Origin of the sequence: Thiorhodococcus mannitoliphagus, from assembly GCF_010915725.1 — a bacterium.
GTDB lineage: Bacteria > Pseudomonadota > Gammaproteobacteria > Chromatiales > Chromatiaceae > Thiorhodococcus > Thiorhodococcus mannitoliphagus.
The window spans coordinates 1-19,414 of the sequence record NZ_JAAIJR010000102.1; the positions used below are offsets into that span (position 1 = coordinate 1).

The 19,414-nt window shown below is 65.0% G+C and carries 23 protein-coding genes; 2 read left to right on the forward strand and 21 right to left on the reverse strand.

The genetic code is table 11. The features are described 5' to 3' along the window. Positions 1–78: 78 nt before the first annotated feature. The gene (locus G3480_RS19485; protein WP_420824631.1) at positions 79–315 is read left to right on the forward strand and encodes an ADP-ribosylglycohydrolase family protein; all 237 of its coding nucleotides are present in this window, start codon (positions 79–81) and stop codon (positions 313–315) included. 769 nt (positions 316–1,084) lie between these two features. Here G3480_RS19485 and G3480_RS19490 read toward each other — a convergent pair. The 21 genes from G3480_RS19490 to G3480_RS29275 all read right to left on the reverse strand — a co-directional run bounded on the left by G3480_RS19490 (position 1,085) and on the right by G3480_RS29275 (position 18,876). Next, positions 1,085–1,327 carry a hypothetical protein gene (locus G3480_RS19490; protein ID WP_164655557.1) on the reverse strand — a complete coding sequence of 81 codons (243 nt, stop codon included), beginning with the start codon at positions 1,325–1,327 and terminating at the stop codon, positions 1,085–1,087. Positions 1,328–1,417: 90 nt separating this feature from the next. Continuing rightward, positions 1,418–1,714: a hypothetical protein gene (locus G3480_RS19495; RefSeq protein ID WP_164655558.1), complete on the reverse strand. Its 297-nt coding sequence runs from the start codon at positions 1,712–1,714 to the stop codon at positions 1,418–1,420. Positions 1,715–2,029: 315 nt separating this feature from the next. Continuing rightward, positions 2,030–3,643, reverse strand: a complete 1,614-nt coding sequence (locus G3480_RS19500; RefSeq protein ID WP_164655559.1) for a sigma 54-interacting transcriptional regulator — start codon at positions 3,641–3,643, stop codon at positions 2,030–2,032. A 38-nt stretch (positions 3,644–3,681) separates the two neighbouring features. Continuing rightward, a complete protein-coding gene (gene ppk2 / locus G3480_RS19505; protein ID WP_164655560.1) occupies positions 3,682–4,515 on the reverse strand; it encodes a polyphosphate kinase 2 in 834 nt (277 codons plus the stop codon). Positions 4,516–4,574: 59 nt separating this feature from the next. Then, entirely contained in the window at positions 4,575–5,582 is a 1,008-nt protein-coding gene (locus tag G3480_RS19510) for a hypothetical protein (protein WP_164655561.1), read from the reverse strand. Positions 5,583–5,707: 125 nt separating this feature from the next. Further along, entirely contained in the window at positions 5,708–6,424 is a 717-nt protein-coding gene (locus G3480_RS19515) for a lipid-binding SYLF domain-containing protein (RefSeq protein WP_240905928.1), read from the reverse strand. Between the two features lie 69 nt (positions 6,425–6,493). Further along, the gene (locus G3480_RS19520) at positions 6,494–7,723 is read right to left on the reverse strand and encodes an HlyD family secretion protein (RefSeq protein WP_164655562.1); all 1,230 of its coding nucleotides are present in this window, start codon (positions 7,721–7,723) and stop codon (positions 6,494–6,496) included. Positions 7,724–7,726: 3 nt separating this feature from the next. Beyond that, on the reverse strand, positions 7,727–8,173 hold the full coding sequence (locus G3480_RS19525; RefSeq protein ID WP_164655563.1) for a hypothetical protein: 447 nt from the start codon (positions 8,171–8,173) through the stop codon (positions 7,727–7,729). 34 nt (positions 8,174–8,207) lie between these two features. Further along, a complete protein-coding gene (locus G3480_RS19530; protein WP_164655564.1) occupies positions 8,208–9,392 on the reverse strand; it encodes a radical SAM/SPASM domain-containing protein in 1,185 nt (394 codons plus the stop codon). A gap of 3 nt (positions 9,393–9,395) precedes the next feature. Then, entirely contained in the window at positions 9,396–10,214 is an 819-nt protein-coding gene (locus G3480_RS19535) for a hypothetical protein (RefSeq protein WP_164655565.1), read from the reverse strand. A gap of 92 nt (positions 10,215–10,306) precedes the next feature. Next, a complete protein-coding gene (locus G3480_RS19540; RefSeq protein WP_240905929.1) occupies positions 10,307–10,618 on the reverse strand; it encodes a hypothetical protein in 312 nt (103 codons plus the stop codon). Positions 10,619–10,652: 34 nt separating this feature from the next. Further along, on the reverse strand, positions 10,653–11,117 hold the full coding sequence (locus tag G3480_RS19545; RefSeq protein ID WP_164655566.1) for a YybH family protein: 465 nt from the start codon (positions 11,115–11,117) through the stop codon (positions 10,653–10,655). A gap of 318 nt (positions 11,118–11,435) precedes the next feature. Continuing rightward, the gene (locus G3480_RS19550; RefSeq protein ID WP_164655567.1) at positions 11,436–12,005 is read right to left on the reverse strand and encodes a copper-binding protein; all 570 of its coding nucleotides are present in this window, start codon (positions 12,003–12,005) and stop codon (positions 11,436–11,438) included. A gap of 106 nt (positions 12,006–12,111) precedes the next feature. Then, the gene (locus G3480_RS19555) at positions 12,112–12,903 is read right to left on the reverse strand and encodes a DUF2092 domain-containing protein (RefSeq protein ID WP_164655568.1); all 792 of its coding nucleotides are present in this window, start codon (positions 12,901–12,903) and stop codon (positions 12,112–12,114) included. Positions 12,904–12,970: 67 nt separating this feature from the next. Further along, positions 12,971–13,219, reverse strand: a complete 249-nt coding sequence (locus tag G3480_RS19560; protein ID WP_164655569.1) for a DUF992 domain-containing protein — start codon at positions 13,217–13,219, stop codon at positions 12,971–12,973. A 94-nt stretch (positions 13,220–13,313) separates the two neighbouring features. Then, positions 13,314–14,966: a SulP family inorganic anion transporter gene (locus tag G3480_RS19565; protein WP_167752480.1), complete on the reverse strand. Its 1,653-nt coding sequence runs from the start codon at positions 14,964–14,966 to the stop codon at positions 13,314–13,316. 16 nt (positions 14,967–14,982) lie between these two features. Further along, entirely contained in the window at positions 14,983–15,366 is a 384-nt protein-coding gene (locus G3480_RS19570; protein ID WP_164655570.1) for a hypothetical protein, read from the reverse strand. Further along, positions 15,363–15,737 carry a P-II family nitrogen regulator gene (locus G3480_RS19575; RefSeq protein WP_164655571.1) on the reverse strand — a complete coding sequence of 125 codons (375 nt, stop codon included), beginning with the start codon at positions 15,735–15,737 and terminating at the stop codon, positions 15,363–15,365. The genes G3480_RS19570 and G3480_RS19575 overlap by 4 nt, the downstream gene beginning before the upstream one ends. Next, the gene (locus G3480_RS19580) at positions 15,734–17,530 is read right to left on the reverse strand and encodes a DUF1538 domain-containing protein (protein ID WP_164655572.1); all 1,797 of its coding nucleotides are present in this window, start codon (positions 17,528–17,530) and stop codon (positions 15,734–15,736) included. The genes G3480_RS19575 and G3480_RS19580 overlap by 4 nt, the downstream gene beginning before the upstream one ends. Continuing rightward, positions 17,527–17,898 (reverse strand): putative quinol monooxygenase, encoded by a 372-nt coding sequence (locus G3480_RS19585; RefSeq protein WP_164655573.1) that lies wholly within the window; start codon positions 17,896–17,898, stop codon positions 17,527–17,529. Before G3480_RS19585 ends, G3480_RS19580 begins: the two co-directional genes overlap by 4 nt. Positions 17,899–18,510: 612 nt before the next feature. Beyond that, positions 18,511–18,876, reverse strand: a complete 366-nt coding sequence (locus tag G3480_RS29275; RefSeq protein WP_338114183.1) for a WGR domain-containing protein — start codon at positions 18,874–18,876, stop codon at positions 18,511–18,513. A gap of 67 nt (positions 18,877–18,943) precedes the next feature. Between G3480_RS29275 and G3480_RS19595 the strand changes: the two genes are divergently transcribed. Beyond that, positions 18,944–19,258: an integration host factor subunit beta gene (locus G3480_RS19595; protein WP_164655579.1), complete on the forward strand. Its 315-nt coding sequence runs from the start codon at positions 18,944–18,946 to the stop codon at positions 19,256–19,258. Positions 19,259–19,414 lie beyond the last annotated feature (156 nt).

Here is a 19,414-nt window from a genome sequence, read left to right on the forward strand (position 1 = left end):
TACCCCGGTACCGAGCTGCGCCTCGTGTTTGAGGCGATCCAGTCGCATTGAATTTGGCGCCAAGTCAGGAGTTCTGCATTGGAGGCGCCGCTCTGGACCTTTGCGACTACCGAGACTTTCCGGGATGGGGCCTTGCGAGCGGTCAACCTGGGCGAGGACGCCGATACCACCGGAGCCATCTATGGACAGCTCGCCGGGGCCTACTATGGCGGAGAGGCCATCCCCGCGAACTGGCGGGCCTGTCACGCCCGCGCCGAGGAGATTGATGCGATGGCCGATCGATTCCGCGCGCTTTCCGATCGCCTCATTGATTGAGCCCGGACGCTGCCGGCGGTTATGGCGCGTTTGAAGCCTTTGTCGCCGTCGGGTTTCCCCGTAGCCGCAATCGGTCATCCCTGGTCTGGGCTCTGATGTGGCGACGGCCCGGATTCGGCCTACATCCGTTACTCGAGAAACTCACGTTTGCGTCTCTTGGATGCGGGGAGTTGTCACTCGACCTGCTTGGCGCGGTGACTCCTACGCCCCATCAGCGGTCAGTGAGTTCGGGCAAGGCGGCGGCCTGGAGAGGTCCGGATGTGAGCCTTCAACAACGACATGTGGGTGTCCGTTATCGTAGCAGAAGCGGTCCGCCAAATCCGGCGCAAAGCCTCCGCCTTCTCGGCTCGGATCCAGACTAGTACAACGGCGCGCAAGTCTTGATAACGGAGATAGCCGACTGCGTAGACAGGCCATCCTGGCCTGGCCTGTCCGGTTAGGGCTGGAAGCCCTGACGACGCAGGCCGGTTGCCGAAACTTAGGCGCCGCTGTACTAGGTCAGGCAGGCACTGAAAATTGCACCACGCCCATCTCGTCGACCTTGCCGACGAGCGCGGGGCCGTCAACACCAACATCGGGCTCGACGCGTTGAAGTGCCGCTGCGACATCAGCGCGCGAGCCCTTTCCGCCTATGACCTGGAGGACTTTTCGATGGGCATCCGAGGGGATTGCCGCCGCAGCCTCCGGTGGCTTCTTCGGCTGCCGCCACGCCGGCACCCTGATTCAAAGTGGACCACGATGCGAGAACTGAACCTTGGTCAGCACGTCCTCAGGACCGTTCCGGCTCGCCTTCGTCAGCCCGGTGCAGGCAAGCCAGGAACAACTTGTAGCCGAGCACCAGTACCACGACGCCGACGAACAGGCCGATGATGCCGGCGCTCAGGATCCCCCGAGGGCGCCGATAAAGATCACCACCATAGGCAATCGGCACCTGGACGCCACGCCCGAGCAGGATCGGCTTGAGAATGTTGTCGAGGCTGCCAACGAACAGACTCCAGATCAGGAACAGCACGAAGGTGAGCGTGCTGGCGGTCGAGAAGACATCGATCAGGATTGGGATCGTCAGCGCTCATCCGATTCAGCGCGCGACGGTAATCGCCGATTATGCCCCAGGTGCGCTTGACGAGGCTTGCTCGTTTTCCAGCGCCTTCTGAGTGATCTCCTTGTGGAGCGCGATGGAGCGCATGTAGAGCTTCTGCAGGTCGGGGCGCTTGTCCACGAAGCGCCTGATGCTCTCGGCGTCCTGCATCACCTGCTTGAGGTGATCGATGTCGCTGTTGTCGAGCCGCTCGCCACGATCAACCTTGGCCTTGATGTCGAGTGCCCGTGGCAGGCGGGACTTCTCGAACCGCTCAAGGATGGCGACGATCACGCCGTCTTGGTGGGAGACTTCGGTCATGGATAATGCCCTCCGGGGCTAAGTGGTGATCGGATCAGTGGCGCTTGTTCGGGATCTCCGGATCCTCGACACCTAGTGCAGACCGAGAAGGTCAGCATGGCCAGCAGGTCGCGTGGTTCGCTCATCCAGGGCGGGGATGTCGAAGAGAACGAGCTTGCCGCAGAACAGCAGGTCGAATGCTGGAAGGCAAGAAATCTGCCATGCACCGCGAGGGTGCTGACCCGTTTCGGTCATCAATCGCTTGAGGCGTTTAGTATCATCCCACCACTGGGCGCCTGAACGGCTCCGGTACAGTCATCCGAAAAATCGTGGTTTCTACGCCGTCTCGGAGCCGGGACGCCGGAGACCCAGTCGTTTCATGCGTGACTCAAGGGTGGTCGGCTTGAGGCCAAGCCGTGCAGCAGCCCCGCCGGTCCCGCGGATGCGCCAGCCCGTCTGCTCCAGGACCCGGAGGATATGGGTCCGCTCGTGGTCTTCGAGTGTGCCAACGGACGCCGTCGCCGGTGCGAGCGCCGGTGGGCGACCGAGAGAAAGGTGCAGCGTTGGACCGCGCGTCAGAATCATCGCCCGCTCGATCAGGTTGCGCAACTCACGCACGTTTCCCGGCCAGGGATCGTTGAGCAGCGCCACCATGGACTCGTCGTCGATGTGCTCGATCGGCTTGCCCATCGACTCGCTGAACGCCTTGACGAATTCCCAGGCGAGCAGCGGGATGTCCTCCGGACGCTCGCGCAGTGCCGGTACCTGGATCGGAAAGACGTTCAGCCGGTAGTAGAGATCCTCGCGGAAGGCGCCTTGCCGGACGGCTTGGGGCAGATCGCGATTCGTGGCGGCGATCAGGCGGACCTCGACCTGGATCGTCTGGGTGCCGCCGACCCGCTCGAAGCGGCCGTCCTGGAGCACGCGCAGCAGCTTGGTCTGCAGCTCCAGCGGCAGCTCCCCGACCTCGTCGAGGAAGAGGGTCGAGCCGTCCGCTAGCTCGAAGCGCCCCTTCTGACGGGCGAGCGCGCCGGTGTAGGCGCCCTTCTCGCGCCCGAACAGCTCGGCCTCGATCAGTGACGCCGGCAGAGCGGCGCAGTTGACCTTGATCATGGGCCGGTGCCTGCGATCGCTCAGGCCATGAATAGCGTCAGCCAGGACCTCCTTGCCGGTGCCGGTCTCGCCGAGCAACAGGACCGTGGCCAGGGTTGGGGCGACCTGGGCAAGTTCTTCGAGCACCTGGTTGAAGCGGGGCGAGCGGCTCGCCAGCGTCCGCGGCGAGCGCCAGCAGCCGGACTGGCGCAGATAGGCGTTCTCCGCCTCCACCGACTCCTTCAGTCGGGTGATCTCGGCGAGCGCGGCGGCCAGCTCGGCCTCGCGACGACTCCGGGCCAGTGCTTGGGCGAACACCTCGCCGATAATTTTGAGCCGGACGATGAGATCCTCCGGCCAGGCGCGAGTGCGCTGGAAGGCACTGAAGGCGATGGCGCCCATGACCCGACCACCGATCCTCAGTGGAATGCCAAGGTTCGAGCGCAGGCCACTGCGCTGGCAGTACGCGACCTCCGCCGTAGCCTCCGCAGGGAAACCCTCGGGGATCGCGGGGAGCACGACGAGGTGGCCGGCCCGAAGCCGGTCGAAATACCAGGGCAGCGGCGGCCCCAGGCCGCGCGGGGTGGGGTCGATGCCGTCACGGGCAACCGAGCAGAGGATCTCGATCGGTCCCGCGTCGTGGATGAATTCGCCGAAGGAGCAGCGGTCGAAGCCGAGAAAGTCGATGAGACGGGCGAGCGCGCCTGCAATCTCATCGATCACGCGCTCGGCGGGGAGATCGGCGAAGAGGGCGGACAGATCGCCCAGCAGGCGCTCGAAGGCCAGACGCTCGTCGAACGAGACGTCGGTGGCGTCGCTCTGGGATCCGCCCCTCGCGTCGACCCGCGGATGACTCACTGAATTGACTCCACCCGTTCCGACATCCGTCATTCTCTTCAATCGGCCTCCGGGATGACCTTGAACGGATAGTCGGGCTCCTGATACCCATGGGGCTTTTGCCGCTTGGGGAGCGTGATCCGCTCGTGGGGCAGTTCCTCGTAGGGGATCTGGCTCAGGAGATGGCGGATGATGTTGAGCCGCGCGCGCTTCTTGTCGTCCGAGCGCGCCACATGCCAGGGCGCGAAGTCGGTATCCGTGGCCGCGAACATGGCGTCGCGCGCCCGTGAGTAGTCGTACCAGCGGCTGTAGGACTGAAGATCCATCGGCGAGAGCTTCCAGAGCTTGCGTCCATCCTCGGTGCGCGCCTCCAGGCGCCGGGTCTGCTCCTCGGGACTGACCTCCAGCCAGTATTTGATGAGAATGATGCCGGAGTCGATCATCGCCCGCTCGACCATGGGGGTCATCTCAAGGAAACGCTCGGTCTGCGCCTCGGTGCAGAAGCCCATGACCCGCTCGACCCCGGCGCGGTTGTACCAACTGCGATCGAAGATGACGACCTCCCCGGCCGCCGGGAAGTGGCGCATGTAGCGCTGGATATACATCTGGCTCTGCTCGCGCTCGGTCGGTGCCGGCAGGGCGACGACCCGGAAGACTCGCGGACTCACGCGTTCGGTGATCGCCTTGATGGTGCCGCCCTTGCCGGCGCCGTCGCGCCCCTCGAAGACGATGCAGACCTTGAGCCCCTGGTGGCGCACCCACTCCTGGAGCTTGACCAGCTCGACATGGAGTTTCGCCAGCGCTTGCGCATAGGTTTTCGCCTTCATCCTGGAGGGTGCCTGGGCCTCCTGATCATTCGTCTCGCGATGCTTTTTCTTCGCCTGCTTGCTCATGGCCCAGTCTCCCCTTGGTTGGTGGTGGCCGCTGGCGAGGGCTGCTCGCCGATGGTCGATCAGAACAGATACCGCTGGGCGGCAGTCACCCAGTCTTCACGCGCCGGCAGCTCAGTGGGCGCGATGCACAACGGCAACATGACAGCCCGCCGGCCACGGGCATTGCGTAGCTCCCAGAGCTGAATCGGGCGTGCCGCCGGATCCCGCGCCTCGCGCTGGATGTTCATCGGATCGAGGTAGAGCGTGATCGGCTCGGCCCAGAGCTGACGCTCCGCCTCACTCAACAGGTCGGTGACGATCCGCAGATGGGCATGCAGAACCGCCTGATCCGTCCCCAGGGCGCTCAATTGCGCCGTGAGCGTCTCCACCTCGGCCTGCAGCGCGGCCGGATCCGGGTGATCCGCCTGGGTCGGCTCGAAGCTCCAGCCCCCGCGCTCCAGCGCGCTCAGCTTGCGCCGCAGCAGGTCACGCTGGCGCGTGAGGTCGGCCCGCTCGACCCGTACCTCGACGATCCGCGTCAACGCCAGGGTCAGCAAATGGTCAAAGGCACGGCGTTTCAATTGGCGGCGAGCCTCTGTCTCGCTCGCGGTCGGGTCCAGCAGCCGGTGCGCCGTGAAGCTCACCGCAACCTGTGGCACGTCGCGTCGGACCTGGTCACCCACCAAATCCATGCCGAGGATCTGGCGCTCGACCCGCTCGGCCAGCAACAGGGCGGTGACCTGCTCAGTCCCGCGCCCTTCGGGGCTCGCCAGGAAATCCAAGAGTGCCGTATCGCGCCCAAGGAGATCGAGCATGTCTCCGGCGGAGGAGAAGACCGCCGCCAGGCGCGGCTCGGAGCCGTGGTCGCGCGCCCCAGCCGTCAGTGGCGCTGGGATGGCATCGACCAGCGCGACCACCTGATCGATCGCGTGGATCACGGGCTGGCGCAGCCGCTTGCGGTATCCCGACAGCAGCCGCAGGCGCGCATCCGTGCCGTCCACGGCGCGCTCGGTCGCCAGGTCGATGAGCGACTCAGGATAGCGTCCAGGCGTCTCGCCACCACCGAAGATGGACTGGAAAAGCCTCATAAGGTCACCTCCGATTCAACCGCGTACACTATCGATCGACGCTGCCGGTGTCTCGTCCCGCCTGTTCGGCATTCGGGTCCGGGCGCTGTACCCGCGAGGCTGATCGGCGCTGGCGTTCAGCTCACTCAGCGGGCATTGAGCGCGTCGTCCGACCAGTAGCGCGATCCGGTCAGCTTGGCCGCGATCTTCCAACCCCGACCGGTCAGCACGAACACGGCCTTGCCTTCGTTGAACCGCAGCGCGAGCTGATCCTTTTGTTGACCGGCCATGGTGCCGACCTCGGCGGTGGCATCCAGGCCCTCGGTGACGAAGGTCTGATACGCGGCGCCGTCCTCGAACAGGATCACCAGCTGCGAGGCGAAGCCGCCAAGCCCAACGCTCAGTCCAGCGCCGGTCGTCGCCATCTTCATATAGACGCGCGCGCCGGTTCGGGCATTGACCGCCACCCCGCGCCCATAGCCCGCGACCACGTAGAAACTTGCCTCGCGTTTGTCGAACACCGCGTAGCCGGCGCTGCGATCGAACAAGGCACGGCTGCCCGGCTCGTCCGCGAACAGCCGCGCCAGCGTCGTCTTCGCCATCGCGTCGAGCTTGGCACGGGTCGCCTCCGGCGTTGCCTCGTCACTCAGACTCTTTTGGGTCGAGTCGACCGTCTCCTTGACGCTGTCGGTCGCCTGGCCCGCCACCTTCCCGGCCGCATTCACCGCGCCTTTCGTCGTCTCGCCAACGGTCCGGGCGGCCTTGGCCGCGCCCTCCTTCAGGGCGTCAAACGCGGTCTGGGCGTTGCCAACGACGGGCATGCTGACCAGGAACACGACAAGGAGTGAGTGGATTTTCATCATGTTTCAGACTCATGTGATTGAACAAGCGCTGCGACGACTGGCGTGTGGCGAGAACGTTGGCTAGCCGTGTCAGTGCCCGCCGAAGACCAGGGTCTGGATCGGCAGGAGCAGCGCCTGGATGCGCAGGATCATCGCATGCACGAGGCCGACCGTATCGATGGCGTGAAGACCGAACCGCTGCAGGGCACCGAGATTCGGCGACTGTAGCGCCTCGTAGTTGCTGGTGTAGGCGTTGGCGATACAACTGCCGCCCTGGGGCAGGTCGTCGAGCTGACCGGGATAGAGCGGCTCCATGATGACGATGATGGAGCCGGGCTTGGCGAACTGTTGCACATCGATCAGGGTGTCGGTCGAGCGCACCTGGCCCGAGGCGATCACATTCTGGACCTCGGTCACGACCATCGGCACGATCCGCCATGGCATGGCGATGCAGGTCACCTCGCCGATCATGCCGACCTTCATCACCTGCGCCTCGATCTGCCCGAAGCCGGCCATGAGGCCCGTCGCACGGCGTTCCGGCACCAGGATGCCGGCGGGTCGGAGCATTGGGTTGACGATGTCGCCCGGGCGCAGCGCGAACTGCTGCACGACGCCGTCGGTCCCGGCCACGACCAGGGTCTTCTCGAGTTCGACCTCGGCCTCGTGCAGCGCTGCTTCGGCGCTCGCCTTCTCCGCCGGGAGCTTGAACTCGATCTCCGAGACGATGGCCTCGCGGCTCGCCAGGGCCGCATCCAGCGCGCCTTGCTGGGTGTCGACCTGAACGCGCATCCGCTCGACCTCGCGCTCCGCGATCGCACCGGCACTCTTGCGGTTCGCTTCGGCGCGGGCCTCATACTCGTCCCTGGCCAGCTGAAGCGCGCCGCGCGCCTGGACGATGCGACCCTCCGCTTCCGCGAGCCGAGACTTAGCCACGACCATGGCTGCCTCGACCTCGGCGATGCGCCGGCGGGCCGTGGCGATGTCCGCTTCCTGCTCGGTGCTGTCGAGCCGGAACAGTGGCTGCCCCTCCACGACCCGCTGGTTCAGCTCGACGAAGGTCTCGGCCACCCGACCGTTGATCTGCGGCAGCACGGTCACGGTGCGGAACACCGAGGTGGCGGACTTGGTCGAAGGGTGAAAGTAGAAGATGGTCGTGATCAGGGCCAAGGTCAGGATCAGGCACAGGGTGATCCCCCAACGCAGCTCGAACCAGACCGTGAACAGCGTGATCTCGCGTCCGATCCGCTTGCCCTGCCGGTAACGGCGATACAGGTAGTCCGGCAGGACGGTGAGCATCGAGCAGAGGAGCAGCTCCAACATCGCTCAGGTCTCCTGTTGCACGACGGGTGAATCATGGGGCGGATCATCGACCGGTCTGGGCGTTTCCGGCGTGGGCGCGAGCGCGGGCGCCGAAACCGCGGGCTCCGCGCTAGTGGCGAGTCGCTCCAGCGAGCGGGCCATCGAGACCAGCGGCGTCGAGAAGTCCGGCAAGGGCACGAAGGCGAGCAGCAGCCCGGCGACCCAGAACAGGTGGTTGTGCGTGAACAACGCCAGCAGCGCCAGCACCGCGACGAGCTCGAACTGCACCTTCTGGCCGCGATGCGCCATCTGCTCGGGCAATGCGTGGATCTTGAAGTAGAAGATGCCGATGCCGATCACGGCGAACAGCACGAAGATGGCCATCACGATGAAGAGCACGTCGGTTTCGCCCGGCGCCGTGATGAAGGGGGGCAAGTGATGCGTCGCGACCGGGTGTAGCGGGTCCGTCATCTGAAAATGTCCTACTCGATGTTATGTTTAAAGTTCAGTTGCTCGGTGGCGAGACGCGGCCTGTCACCGGTACCACGCGGCACGCTCGCGGCTCGGCCGCCATACGGGCCAAGCGCGCCGCGGCGCTCGCCATGTGCCCGAACAGGGATTGATAAAAGGCGCAGTGGGGGTCTTTCTCGAACAGCGTGCCATGCACCGAGAAAGCTCGTACCGGACAGCCGCCGTGGCACAGGGCCAGGTAATCGCAGGCGATGCACTCACGCGCGACCAACGCCATGGGGCGCTGGTGGAAGCGCTCGAGCACCTGACTCTTCGCGAGTAGGGCGCCGAGCGTGTCGCAGTCGAAGATGTTGCCGAACCAATAGTCGGGGTAGCTCGCAACCCAGCAATCGCATTGGGCGACGTTGCCGCGGGCATCGATACAGAGGATGTGGTTGGCGCAATCGTCGGTCCAGATGCAGGGAAGCAGCGCCGGGGCGCTGCTAAAGTAATTCAGCAATTCGTCGAATGGACCGACGCGGACCCCGCTGTGATAGCCGCGTTCCAACCAGACGTCGGCCAGTTCGGTGAAAAAGCGGGCAAGTGCCTCGCTGTCATGCGGCAACTGCCGTTTGGCTGGATTGGACTCGCCACCAGGGAAGGGGGTGTTGACCTGGAAACTACGGATGTCGAGCGTCTCGACGAAGTGGCTATAGAAGCGCTCCGCGCCCATCTCCAGGGTGGCCGCGTTTGGCACCGCGATAACCTGGACCTCAATCCCGGCAGTGCGTGCCAAACGCACCTTGTGGGTCCAGACTGTGTTGTAGTCGGTCGCGTCTTTTCCGAGCCTGCGGCGGTAGAGGTTTGGATAATCCAGCGAGGTGCTGACCCGATTGCCGAACATCGTGCGGATCACGTCGTTCCACCTCGGGCTGTAGCCGATCATGTTGGTCTGCAGATAGTGGTTCACGGCCAACCCGCGCGCGGCGGCGGCGCGACCGATCAGATCCTCGGCCCGGGCGAACCAGGACGGCGGCAGCGTCATGACCTCGCCACCCTGCCAGTGAATCGTGAGTCCTCCGATGTCCCTGGCGACCAGATGATCGAGCACCTTGTCGATCAGCACTTGCAGACGTTCCAGCGACAGCCGGTCGTTGGTCTTGTCCTCGAAGCAATACTCGCAGTCGGCATTGCACTGGAGCGTCGGGAGCAGGATCAATGAAAATACCCGGGTGCCCATGCGTCACCCCCGCGCCGCGGCATGGGCGTCGAGACCCGCGCGCAGCTCGGTGGCGGCGGCCTGGATGTCGCTGAACAACCGTTTCACATCGGCGCAGGCATAGTCGATCCGGGGCCATTTGAAATAGCCGCCGCAGCACGACAGCCAGGCGCAGTCGCGACACTCAGCACCCGTGTCGACCAGGGTGTCGCGAAAGACCGTCACTGACGCGGGTCCCTGGTCGGACATCGTCTGTCCCTGATCGTCGATGACGCAAAGTTCCGCCGGGTCTTGCTCTAGCAGCGACCAGAGCGCGACGGGGGCGTCATCGAGAAACGCCAGCAGCAGGCTGTGAAAGGGCTCCACCGGCTGGGCGACGGTGGGATTGTGCAGATACGCCTCCAGTGCTTGGCGGATCTCCGTGAGCATTTCCGGTGTCGGTTGCTGCCCGTTCAGGCGCACCGCGAACCCAAGCGAGAGCGCGAGCTTCACCGCACGGGCCAGACCGGGTCGAAACGGAATGCTCACCCGAACTGGATGACGGGCCAAGAGTCCTGTGCACCGGTAGAGCCACGGAAGCTCCGCCACCGGATCGACCATGACCAGGTCCAGGGCCAATCCCTCGCCCCAGTCCATGAGTGGCGCCATGTCTCCTGTCAGGCCCATCAACTGGATGAAGGCCAGGCCATCTGGCACCTCCGGCCCGAGCAGGGTTGGCGGTTCGGCGGGATCGGCTGTCCTCAGGATGACCGGACGGTCCGGGAAGGTCTGAAACAGGGCCGCGGGGAGACTGAAGAGGGTTCTCTCCAGGCGGTCCGGCGGGGTGGGTATCTGATCCGACATGCTTGCCTGACTCATCGCGTCGCACGGGCGCGTCGTGGAGGACCAACCCCGGCGGTCGACACCGCCGGGGTTGGCCCGATCGCGCTGACTAATCAGCGCCGGTTGACCCAACTGCCACCGCCGCCGCCGCGGCCGTTGATCCAACCGCCGCCGCCGACGCGGCCATTGACCCAGCCGCCACCACCGCCGCGGCGGTTGACCCAGGCGCCAGCCTGGACCTCCGACTCGCGGGCGGCAAGGCCGCCGAAGATCGCCGCGCCGATCACGACCTTCGACCAGCGTCCCAGGCCGATCAGGAAGTCCCGACGACCCTGTTGTTCCTCGTCAAGGGTCGGCGACATGAGGTCGGGATCCGTCACGGTTTTCTCGCTCATCGGTTTGTCGTTCATCGATTTGTCGCTCATGGATTGATCGCTCATCGTGATCCTCCCAAATCGCCTAGGGCGCGGTTGGATTGGAGAAATGCATGGCCTGCAGCTTCCAGGCGCCATCCAGCTTCCGCAGCACCGCCGAGACGTTCAGGGCATAGGTGCGCGCCACGCCCTTGAGTGAGTCCTGGTACTCGCAGGTGGCGTTGATCCAGCCGATATCGCCACTGGCATCGCTGAGAACCCAGGGACAATCGCGCTTGATGGTGCCGGGGTCGAAGTCCGCGAAGAAATGTTGATAGGCGTCGGCGATCTGTTCACCGCCAACCCATCTCTCACCAGGGGTGGTGCCCATGACCACGGTTTTGTCTCCGGGGACATAGAGTGCCATCAAGCCTTTCAAGTCGTGGCCGTTGAGTGCCTGTTCGTGGGCTGAAAACAGCTCACGCACCTCGGCCGCCGGCTCGGGTGCGGCGAGCGCGGACGCGCAGACCAGGGTCAGTGCGGTCCCAATGAACAGTGATCTTGCAGTCATGCCTCGTACCTCTGGTTGAAGAGCGCGGGTGTCGCTCGACATCCGCGGGAAGCCCGCTGAACCCCCGGCCGCGAGTCCCGGCGGCGCGAGGGTTCAGCGGAGCGATCGGCAAAGCATTCATCATCCTACAGATTGGATCCGGGAAAACTACCGTGCTGGTGCCACGCCACGCAATACCGTCAGGCGCTGGGCGGTCAGTGCCACTCCTGCGCAGGGAAACGCCAGGTCACAGGTCCCGTCTGGACGAGTTGGCGTCCCGGCTCGCCCAGTTGCTTGCCGTTGCGCACCAACTGGATCCGATCCGAGACCCGGCGTCGGCTATTGGAACTTCACCTCGCCGCTGATCAACCGGATGTAAGAGGCGCTGACGCTGTCGCCAGGGGCCACCGAGTCGAGCACCGCCGGATCCTTGACCTTGAACGTCATCGTTCTTTCCGGTCCCTTGATCGTCACGGTGGACTTGGCCTTGTTGACGCCCTGGACGACACCCGTGACCGTCACGGAGTGGACCATCATGCCGGACGGTTTTTCGCCCGGATCCCGGACCACCTCGGAGCCTGTCGTCACGCCCACCGAGCCTGCGTCCGCGCCCTTATGCAGATCGACCAGGAGGAAATCAGTCTGGGTGATGGCCAGGTGGTTCCCGATCTTGATCTCATCGAGACGCTTCACCTCCTCGGGGACGTGCAGTACCTCGAAGCGTCCCTCGGGCGTCTGGACGGTCAGCATGCGCTGCTCTTGATTGACAATCACCACCGTGCCGCTGATTTCGGTGGTGTCTGTGGCACCCGCGACCGGAAACGTCTCGGCGTGAATGACGGGCATTACGCCCAGAGTGCCCAAGGTCACGGCAGTGGCAAGGGCGATCGATCGTGGCATGGTTGGCATGGGGAAAATCCTCAAAGGTGGAGTTTCTGTCATCTGGCGGCGATGCGCCGACAGTGTTTGATGGCAATGCCTCAATCTGGAAATGCGTTTCATCGTTGCGTCTCCCTTAAGGGGTCACCGGAGCTGAATCGATCGTGACAATCGTGATGGGGTAGTCATCCTTGGTCGGAATGAAGGTAAAGACTACATCCGCGGGGCGCGTCGTCGTATCCCAGGTCAGGTTCGCCATGAATTGCGGCTCTCCAGGCTCGTTCTTGGTCGTGATGACATAGCGCAGCGGCAGGGGAGCATCGCCTTGGGCAATCCAGATCTGCCAATCGACGTCCCGTTGGCGGAAGGCATAGTGATCGACCAACTGTCCAGCGATCCGGCTCGTGCCGACCCACATGCCCTCCCGGATCGCCTTGGAGTCATCCTCCTCATCGCCCCAGTAGAAGAGATCCACGAGCGGAAACTCGATGCCGAACTTGGACTGGACCTCGACCAGGAACTCGCGGATGGTGGGCGGGGCCGGGACCGTGGAGTAGTAGCGGGTCTCTGGCGCCACCAGGGTGAAGGTCTTGCCGTCGTAGTAGATCTCACGGGCCTTGCGGTCGGTCTCGACGTCAGCCCGCAGCCGGTCGGGGCGGTGCACCTGGAGTTCGACCGTCTTGGTGAGCTGGATCTTTTGACCGGAGTCCAGCACCTCGTCGATCACGTCATCGACCCGCACGCTGAAGGACTCGAGTGTGCGCAAATAGGCTCCCATGCGCTTGAGCGCCTGCATGGCCGCCGGGTCAATCACGGGCATCCCGGGCAGGTGGATGGGATCTGGCAGCGGCGGCTCGGCTAGCGCTGAGCTCACCACGGCGAGACTCGCCAGCAGCAGAACCGCCAGGGACTGGGCGAACATTTTCATGCTGTGGTCCTTTTCAGGTTTCAGTGTCAGATACGTGATCAGATCGCGGGTCCCTCGCATCGGCGGCTTACTTCGCCAGCTTGAGGGTCAGATAGCGCACGCCACCGGCGATCTCGAGCCCCTTGCTTTTTTCCAGCGTCAAGGGCTGCAGGGTCAGGTTCTCTTTTCCGGCACCGACCAGCGCCCCGGCGCCGCCGCCGACACCCAGCGACACCGAACCCTTGCCGCCTACGAACTTTCCGGCCAGGGCGCCCGCTCCGGGGGTCGTGTTCTGGGATGCCGCGAGGACGGTGTAGAGACGTTTTGCGGCGTGCATACTCGGTTCCTCATGTGACGTGGGTGAATAAACAATGCGCGTGCATCGAGCGGCGCGTCGCCTCGGGCTAATCAACGCCTCCCTGGGCAGCGGCCTAGGCGTGGAAATGCTCGACCGCCGTCCGCGGATTGAAGAACAGTCGCTCGCGACCAAGCGTCTCACCCAGCGTGGAGCGCTGGACCATGCCAAGCGCCTCCGGGTTGAGCGCGACCAGCCAGAGCTGGATGCCGCGCTCGCGCAGCCGTTCCTCGCCCTCGGTGAGCATCTTGAGCGCCGAGTACTCGATGTCGATCACGGCGCTGAAATCCATCACGACGACGCGGGGCTCGGCGGCGTCGATCAGCGGCCAGAGCTGCTCGCCGATCCGCTGGGCGTTGGCGAAGAAGATGCGTCCCTCGGGGCGCACCATCAGCAGACCGGGGACGGTCTCGTCCTCGGGGTGCTCGTCGGATCTTGGGCGAAAGACATCGGTGCCCGGCTTACGCCCGAGGACATAAAGCCGCGGGTGGGCCGCCTGATAGGAAATGGCGACCAGAGACGCGATGATCGCCACGACGATCCCCTTGAGCGTCCCGAGCAGGACCACCCCCGCGAAGGCCGCCAAGGCCCAGAGAAATTCCATGCGTCGGATGCGCAGGATGGCGACGAACTCCGCCGGCTGGATCAGCCCGATCGAGTAGACGATGACCACGGCGGCCAGGGTCGCCATGGGCATCAGGCCCATCAGCGGGGCGAGCAGCATCAGGGTCGCCACGGCAGCGGCAGCGGTCACCAAACCAGCCACCTGAGTCCGGGCACCGGCGAGCCGATTCACCGCCGTCTGTGACGTCCCGCCGCCGCCGGGCATGGCGCCGAACAGACCGCCGACGAGATTGCCGAGGCCGGTCGCCAGCAACTCCCTGTTCGGCTGGGGACGCGGCTCGCCGCGCCCCGCGAAGGCCCGCGCCGATGCGATGGACTCGGTGAAGCTCATGAGTGCAATGCCGAGCGCGCCGGGCCAGAGCTGCGCGATCAGATCCAGGTTGGGCAGCGCAAAGGACGGCAGCCCCTGAGGGATGTGGCCCACCGTCGCCACGCCCTGGCTCTGCAGTGCGAATAGCCAGGAAGCGGCGATCCCCAGCGCGACGGCGACCAATGGCGCCGGGGCACGCGGGGCCAGGCGTTCGATCCCCACCAGGACGACCAGCATCGTCACGCCGACCGCGAGCGTGGGGAACGAGGTCTCGGGCAGGTGCTGGACAAGCGCGAGCAGGTTCTGCACAAAACCGCCCTTGTCGAAATGGATACCCAGCAGCTTCGGCACCTGATCCAGGACGATGACCAACCCGACCCCGGCCTTGAAGCCGGTCAGCACTGGCTCGGAGATGAAGCTGGCGACGACCCCCAGGCGCAGAATCGAGGCCAGGATCAGCATGACCCCGACCAGGACCGCGAGGGTCGCCGAGGCCGTCAGCAGCGCCGTCGGATCCCCGCCCGGCACCACCAGCGCGAGCTGAGCGCCGGTGAGGATCGCTAGGGTGGTGGTGGTGCTGACGCTGAGCGGTCGCGAGGTGCCCAGCAGGGCGTAGATCACCATGGGGACGAAGGCGGTGTAGAGCCCCACCTCGACCGGCAGCCCGGCGATGGTGGCATAGGCCATGGCCTTGGGCACGACCACCGCCGCCGTGGTCAGACCGGCGACGAGATCCAGGCGCAGCCAGCCCTTTTGGTAACCACGAAGCCAGTCGAGCATGGGGGAGATACTCATCGTGGATTCACTCCTATCACTCCCCGATCTCATTGGCGACGCCCTCCGGGAGCAGGAAGGGCATGGCGAAGGTGAGTGGCGTCATCATGAGCGCGCCACCACCCGGGCGGTGGATGTCCGCCTGTTCGTAGATCAGATCGCAGAGCGCGTCCGCCCGATCCGCGTCCACAACGATCATGACCACGCGCACCAGCGTGGGTTCGGGGAGCTTGCCACGCCGCGCGCTGGTCTCTTGCAGGATCGAATGACCACGACAATAGACGCTGTTCGCTCGGATGATGCCCTGCTGGTCGCGTAGCCAACCCAGCAGACGCCGCTCGGTGCCATCGTCGGGCAGGATGCAGGAGATGAGCTTGGCGGCGCGGCCCGGTACTGGCGCTTCCGGCGTGGGCGCGCTCATGGCGTCCGCCCTTGGCTCGACACCCGCTCCAGGACCTCGCGCGGAATGTAGGTCGCCAGCTTCTCGACGGGGGTGATATAGGCCATTCCAGCGCCGGGCACATTGAGCTCGGCGGCGCGGTAGATCGCCTCGAAGACCGCGTCCTGGTAGTCGCTGGCGACCAGGATGCTGACAACATCCTTCTCCGCCTCGATCGCGATACCCAGCAGCCCCAGCCGCTCGCGCGGTCCGATGCCCCGGGCGTGGTAGACCAGCGCACCGGTCGCGCCCATCGCCTGGGCGGCTTTGATGACCCGGTCGCCGCGCCCGGCCGTCACGATGCAGGTGATCAGCGCCACGTCGGTCAGATAGGTGATCTTGTCGTCTTTCATAGCAGTGACTGGACCTCTTGCGCGTGATGAGCGACGGGTTCTCCATCAGCCGCCCGCTGCTGTAATCCGGCCTGCATGCGCGCCCAGAGCCCCGTCAGCAGGACACTGATGATTGGGCCGATGGAAGCGAGGCAGAGAATCCCGAAGCCCTCGACGGCCTGGGTCGCGTTACCGAAACCGAGCCCCATGGCGAGCACCAGCGGCACCGTGATCGGCCCCGTGGTGACGCCGGCACTGTCCCAGGCCACGTTCACGAACTCCTCCGAGGACACCAGGGTCAGCGCCGCCGCGAGCAGATAGGGCGGGACGATGATCCAGACCAGCGGCAGATCGAAGATGAGCTTGGTCAGGCCCAGCGCAATCCCGCAGGCGACCCCGAACGATACCGCCAGGATGAGTGTCCGCTTCTTGAAAAAGCCGTTGGTGAGCTGCTCGGCGGTGACGCCCAGCGCGTTCAGCGCCGGCTCGGCGATGGTGGCCCCAAAGCCGAGAACCCAGGCGAAGACCAGGGCCAGGGTGAGTCCAACGCCATAGAGATAGAGTGGCGAGCCAGTCGCCGCCGGAACCTCCATGAAAGCAGCCGGAACCAACGATCCGGCGCTCGCGCCGAGCGCGGACAGCCCGTAGGTGAGTCCGAGATTGAACAGACACATGCCGATCACCGTCAAGGCGATCCCGAGCCACATCTCGCTCGGGCGCGGCATATCCTCCTTCAGTACCAGCTTCAGGATGATGAACAGGAAAAGCACCAGCGGCAGGATCGCGCGCAGCCCCAGGATGACCTCGACCCAGGGGCTGCGCTGGTACCAGGCGAGTACGGCGGTGTCCTCGCCAAGCGACGCCGCGGCGGCGATGATCTCGGCGGGCGTGACGGTGCCGGCGACATAAAAGGCCAGCAGCAGCACGCCGATGATGGGAAAGAGCGAGGCGAGCGTCACGATGCCGAACCCGGACAGACCGGAATCGCCCCGGCCGGCGGCGGCCGCGATCCCGATCCCGAGCGACAGAACCAGCGGAACCGTGACCGGTCCGGTGGTGACGGCCCCGGCATCCCAGGCGAGCCCCAGGACCTTGGCCAGCTCGGGGTCGCTCGCACCGTAGAGGGTGAGTCCGAGCACCGGAACCAGCGAGGCATAGATCAGGGGCTTGAGGCTCCAGCCGTAGAGAAAACGCAGGGTTCCGAGCACGGCGGCGAGACCGACACTGGAGCCGATGACGAGCACGAGCGCGCCCGACCACGGGTTGAGCAGCGCCCAGAGATAGGGCGCCCGTTCGGGCGACAGGTTCTGCCCCGCGGCCTGGAGTGCGCCGATGGCCGGCTCCGCGAAGGTCACGCCGATGCCGAGCAGCAGCGTGATCAGGAGCACCAGCGGCAGCGGCGACTTGCGCGGCAGACTGTGCCCGATCAGCTCGCCGAACGGCATCAGGCCCAGCTTCAGCCCCTCCATGAAGCACATCAGACCGAGGATCACCGCGAACAGGCCGCCGGTAATCAGCCAGGAGTCGGTGAGCAATTGACGGAGGATGAGGATCTGAAAGAGTGCGAGATAGAGCGCCAGGGGCACCACGGCCTTGACCTGGTCCAGGAACCGCACGGAGACGTAAGGGCGCAGCAGCGCCAAAATCTCGTCCGGATGCAGCCGGATGGGACCGGTGGCTGGTGCCGGCACGGGACGACCGCGTGCGTCCCGACCCGCCGGGAGCAGGATGGCGCTGTAGCTCATCTCGCGCCGCCCGGCCCCGATGGCGCGGAGATAGTCGGCGTATCGCACCGGTGCGTTCGTCACCGTCATGGTTTGTCCTCGGCGGCATGAGTCGGAAAATCCTGGAGCAGACCGCGGGCACGCCGCGCGGCCTCGATCACCTCGATCCCCGCGCGGCGCGCCACTTCATCGAAGCGGATCAGCGGCGGCTGCTGCGAGAGCTCCATCGCCGCGATTAGCGTCTTGCAGGCATCGGACGCCAGATAGCGGTCCAGCTCGGGTTGCGACGCCCATTCCCCGACCAGCATGAAGGCATCCGGATGCTCGTTATCGGTATAGAGCCGGCAGCCGAGACAACCTGGTGCAACCCGTGTCGGCTCAAGCAGCCCGCCGACGCCTTTGAGGAAGTCGTCGCGGCCGGATGGCGAAACCAGGATACTCAATGAGAATAGGATCATGGGGGCTCCCGCGTGCGACCGTCTGTCAGACCCGTACAGCAAGAATGTCGCCAACTCCTAAAGGGGAGGTATGAGGATCTGCCCTTCCTCTAGTGAATCAAGCGCTTAGCGAAGGCTGTCTGTCCGTGCCGCAGCTACGACCTCGGAGCGGGCATCTGATATATCGGATTTTCCACGGAGCATCGGATGAGTCATCGTGCGCCGACCCATGTCGAGCGCGCGACGAACCGCAAACCCAGGTCGTTATGATCGCCCGGCGCGTCGACTGAGCGAGCGGAAGCATTGGTCCAACGAGGGGGCACTGGCTTCTCTTTGCCCATTGCTGACGTTCGGAGCGAATTCACGTTTTGACTTCCCTCTACCGCGGGTAGGGATGGCAAAGAGTGGCTCGGCTTTCCGCTAACAGGATCGTCCGGTCACTCGCGATCTCTTCGGCTCTGACCGGTTGTGGGACAGAACGACCAGACGGGAACAGATGCCGAGCGTCCGCTTACGGGGGGGCTGGCGGAGCAAGGTGTGCACCCTAGGGTACTCCAAGAGCACAATTGGTGGTTGGTGACACGGCGTGATCTCGCTTCTTGTCAGCATAAGGCTGGCTCCAAACGAAGTGGCCTACACCTTCTTTGATTTCTCCTGTTGTCGGTCCTTGTCCGACGCCTCAAACAGATCCTCCGAGCCGCCGTCATGGCCTGCGCGCAACTGGGGCGTTGTGACACGGGCGCGCCGCATGAGATCGGCCTCCTCCCCTGCGCGGCCCGACAACTCGACATAGCCGCGCTGCCGACGGCGCTTGGCAATCGCTTCGACCAGGTCCTCCCCTGCTGCTTCACTCGTTACGGCCAGGATGCGCATCCCTCCCCGCCGTGATCCGAGCCCACCCCAGCTGAGCACGAGTGTCCAGTCACCGAGTAGGTCTTGGACGAAATCGACTTGGTAGTAACGGGACTTCTCCGGATGGACCCAGCGTCTCTGCATCATTTCTGCTGTCCCCGTGTGGTCGATACAATGGGGCTTTATCCCTACCGATCAGATGAGCAACCGCATGATGACCCGATCTGAGCTGATCGCGCGGCTCGCCGGCAGCCAAGAGCACCTGCCTGGGCCCGATGTTGAGTCGGCCGTCAAAGCCATCCTGGAGCGCATGACCGAGGCCCTGGCCAGCGGCGAGCGCATTGAGATTCGGGGGTTTGGCAGCTTCTCCCTGCACTACCGCCCTCCCCGCCTTGGGCGCAACCCGAAAAGCGGTGAAACCGTCGCCTTGCCCGGGCGCTACGCGCCGCACTTCAAGCCGGGGAAAGCGCTCCGAGAAGGCGTGGATCTGGAGACGATTGCCGGCCTGCCATTGATGGAGTCTGCATAGCCATCGAACGAAACACCATCGCTCTCGTGATCCCGGGCTCGCCACGCGTCCGGGCGGCGCGGCCGTCGGAGAAGGACAGGCGCTTTCAGGCCCACACCCTGGGGAGCGCGCTCCAGCGGGTCGTCGAGACCGGCGAAGTCATCCGCGCCTGACGCT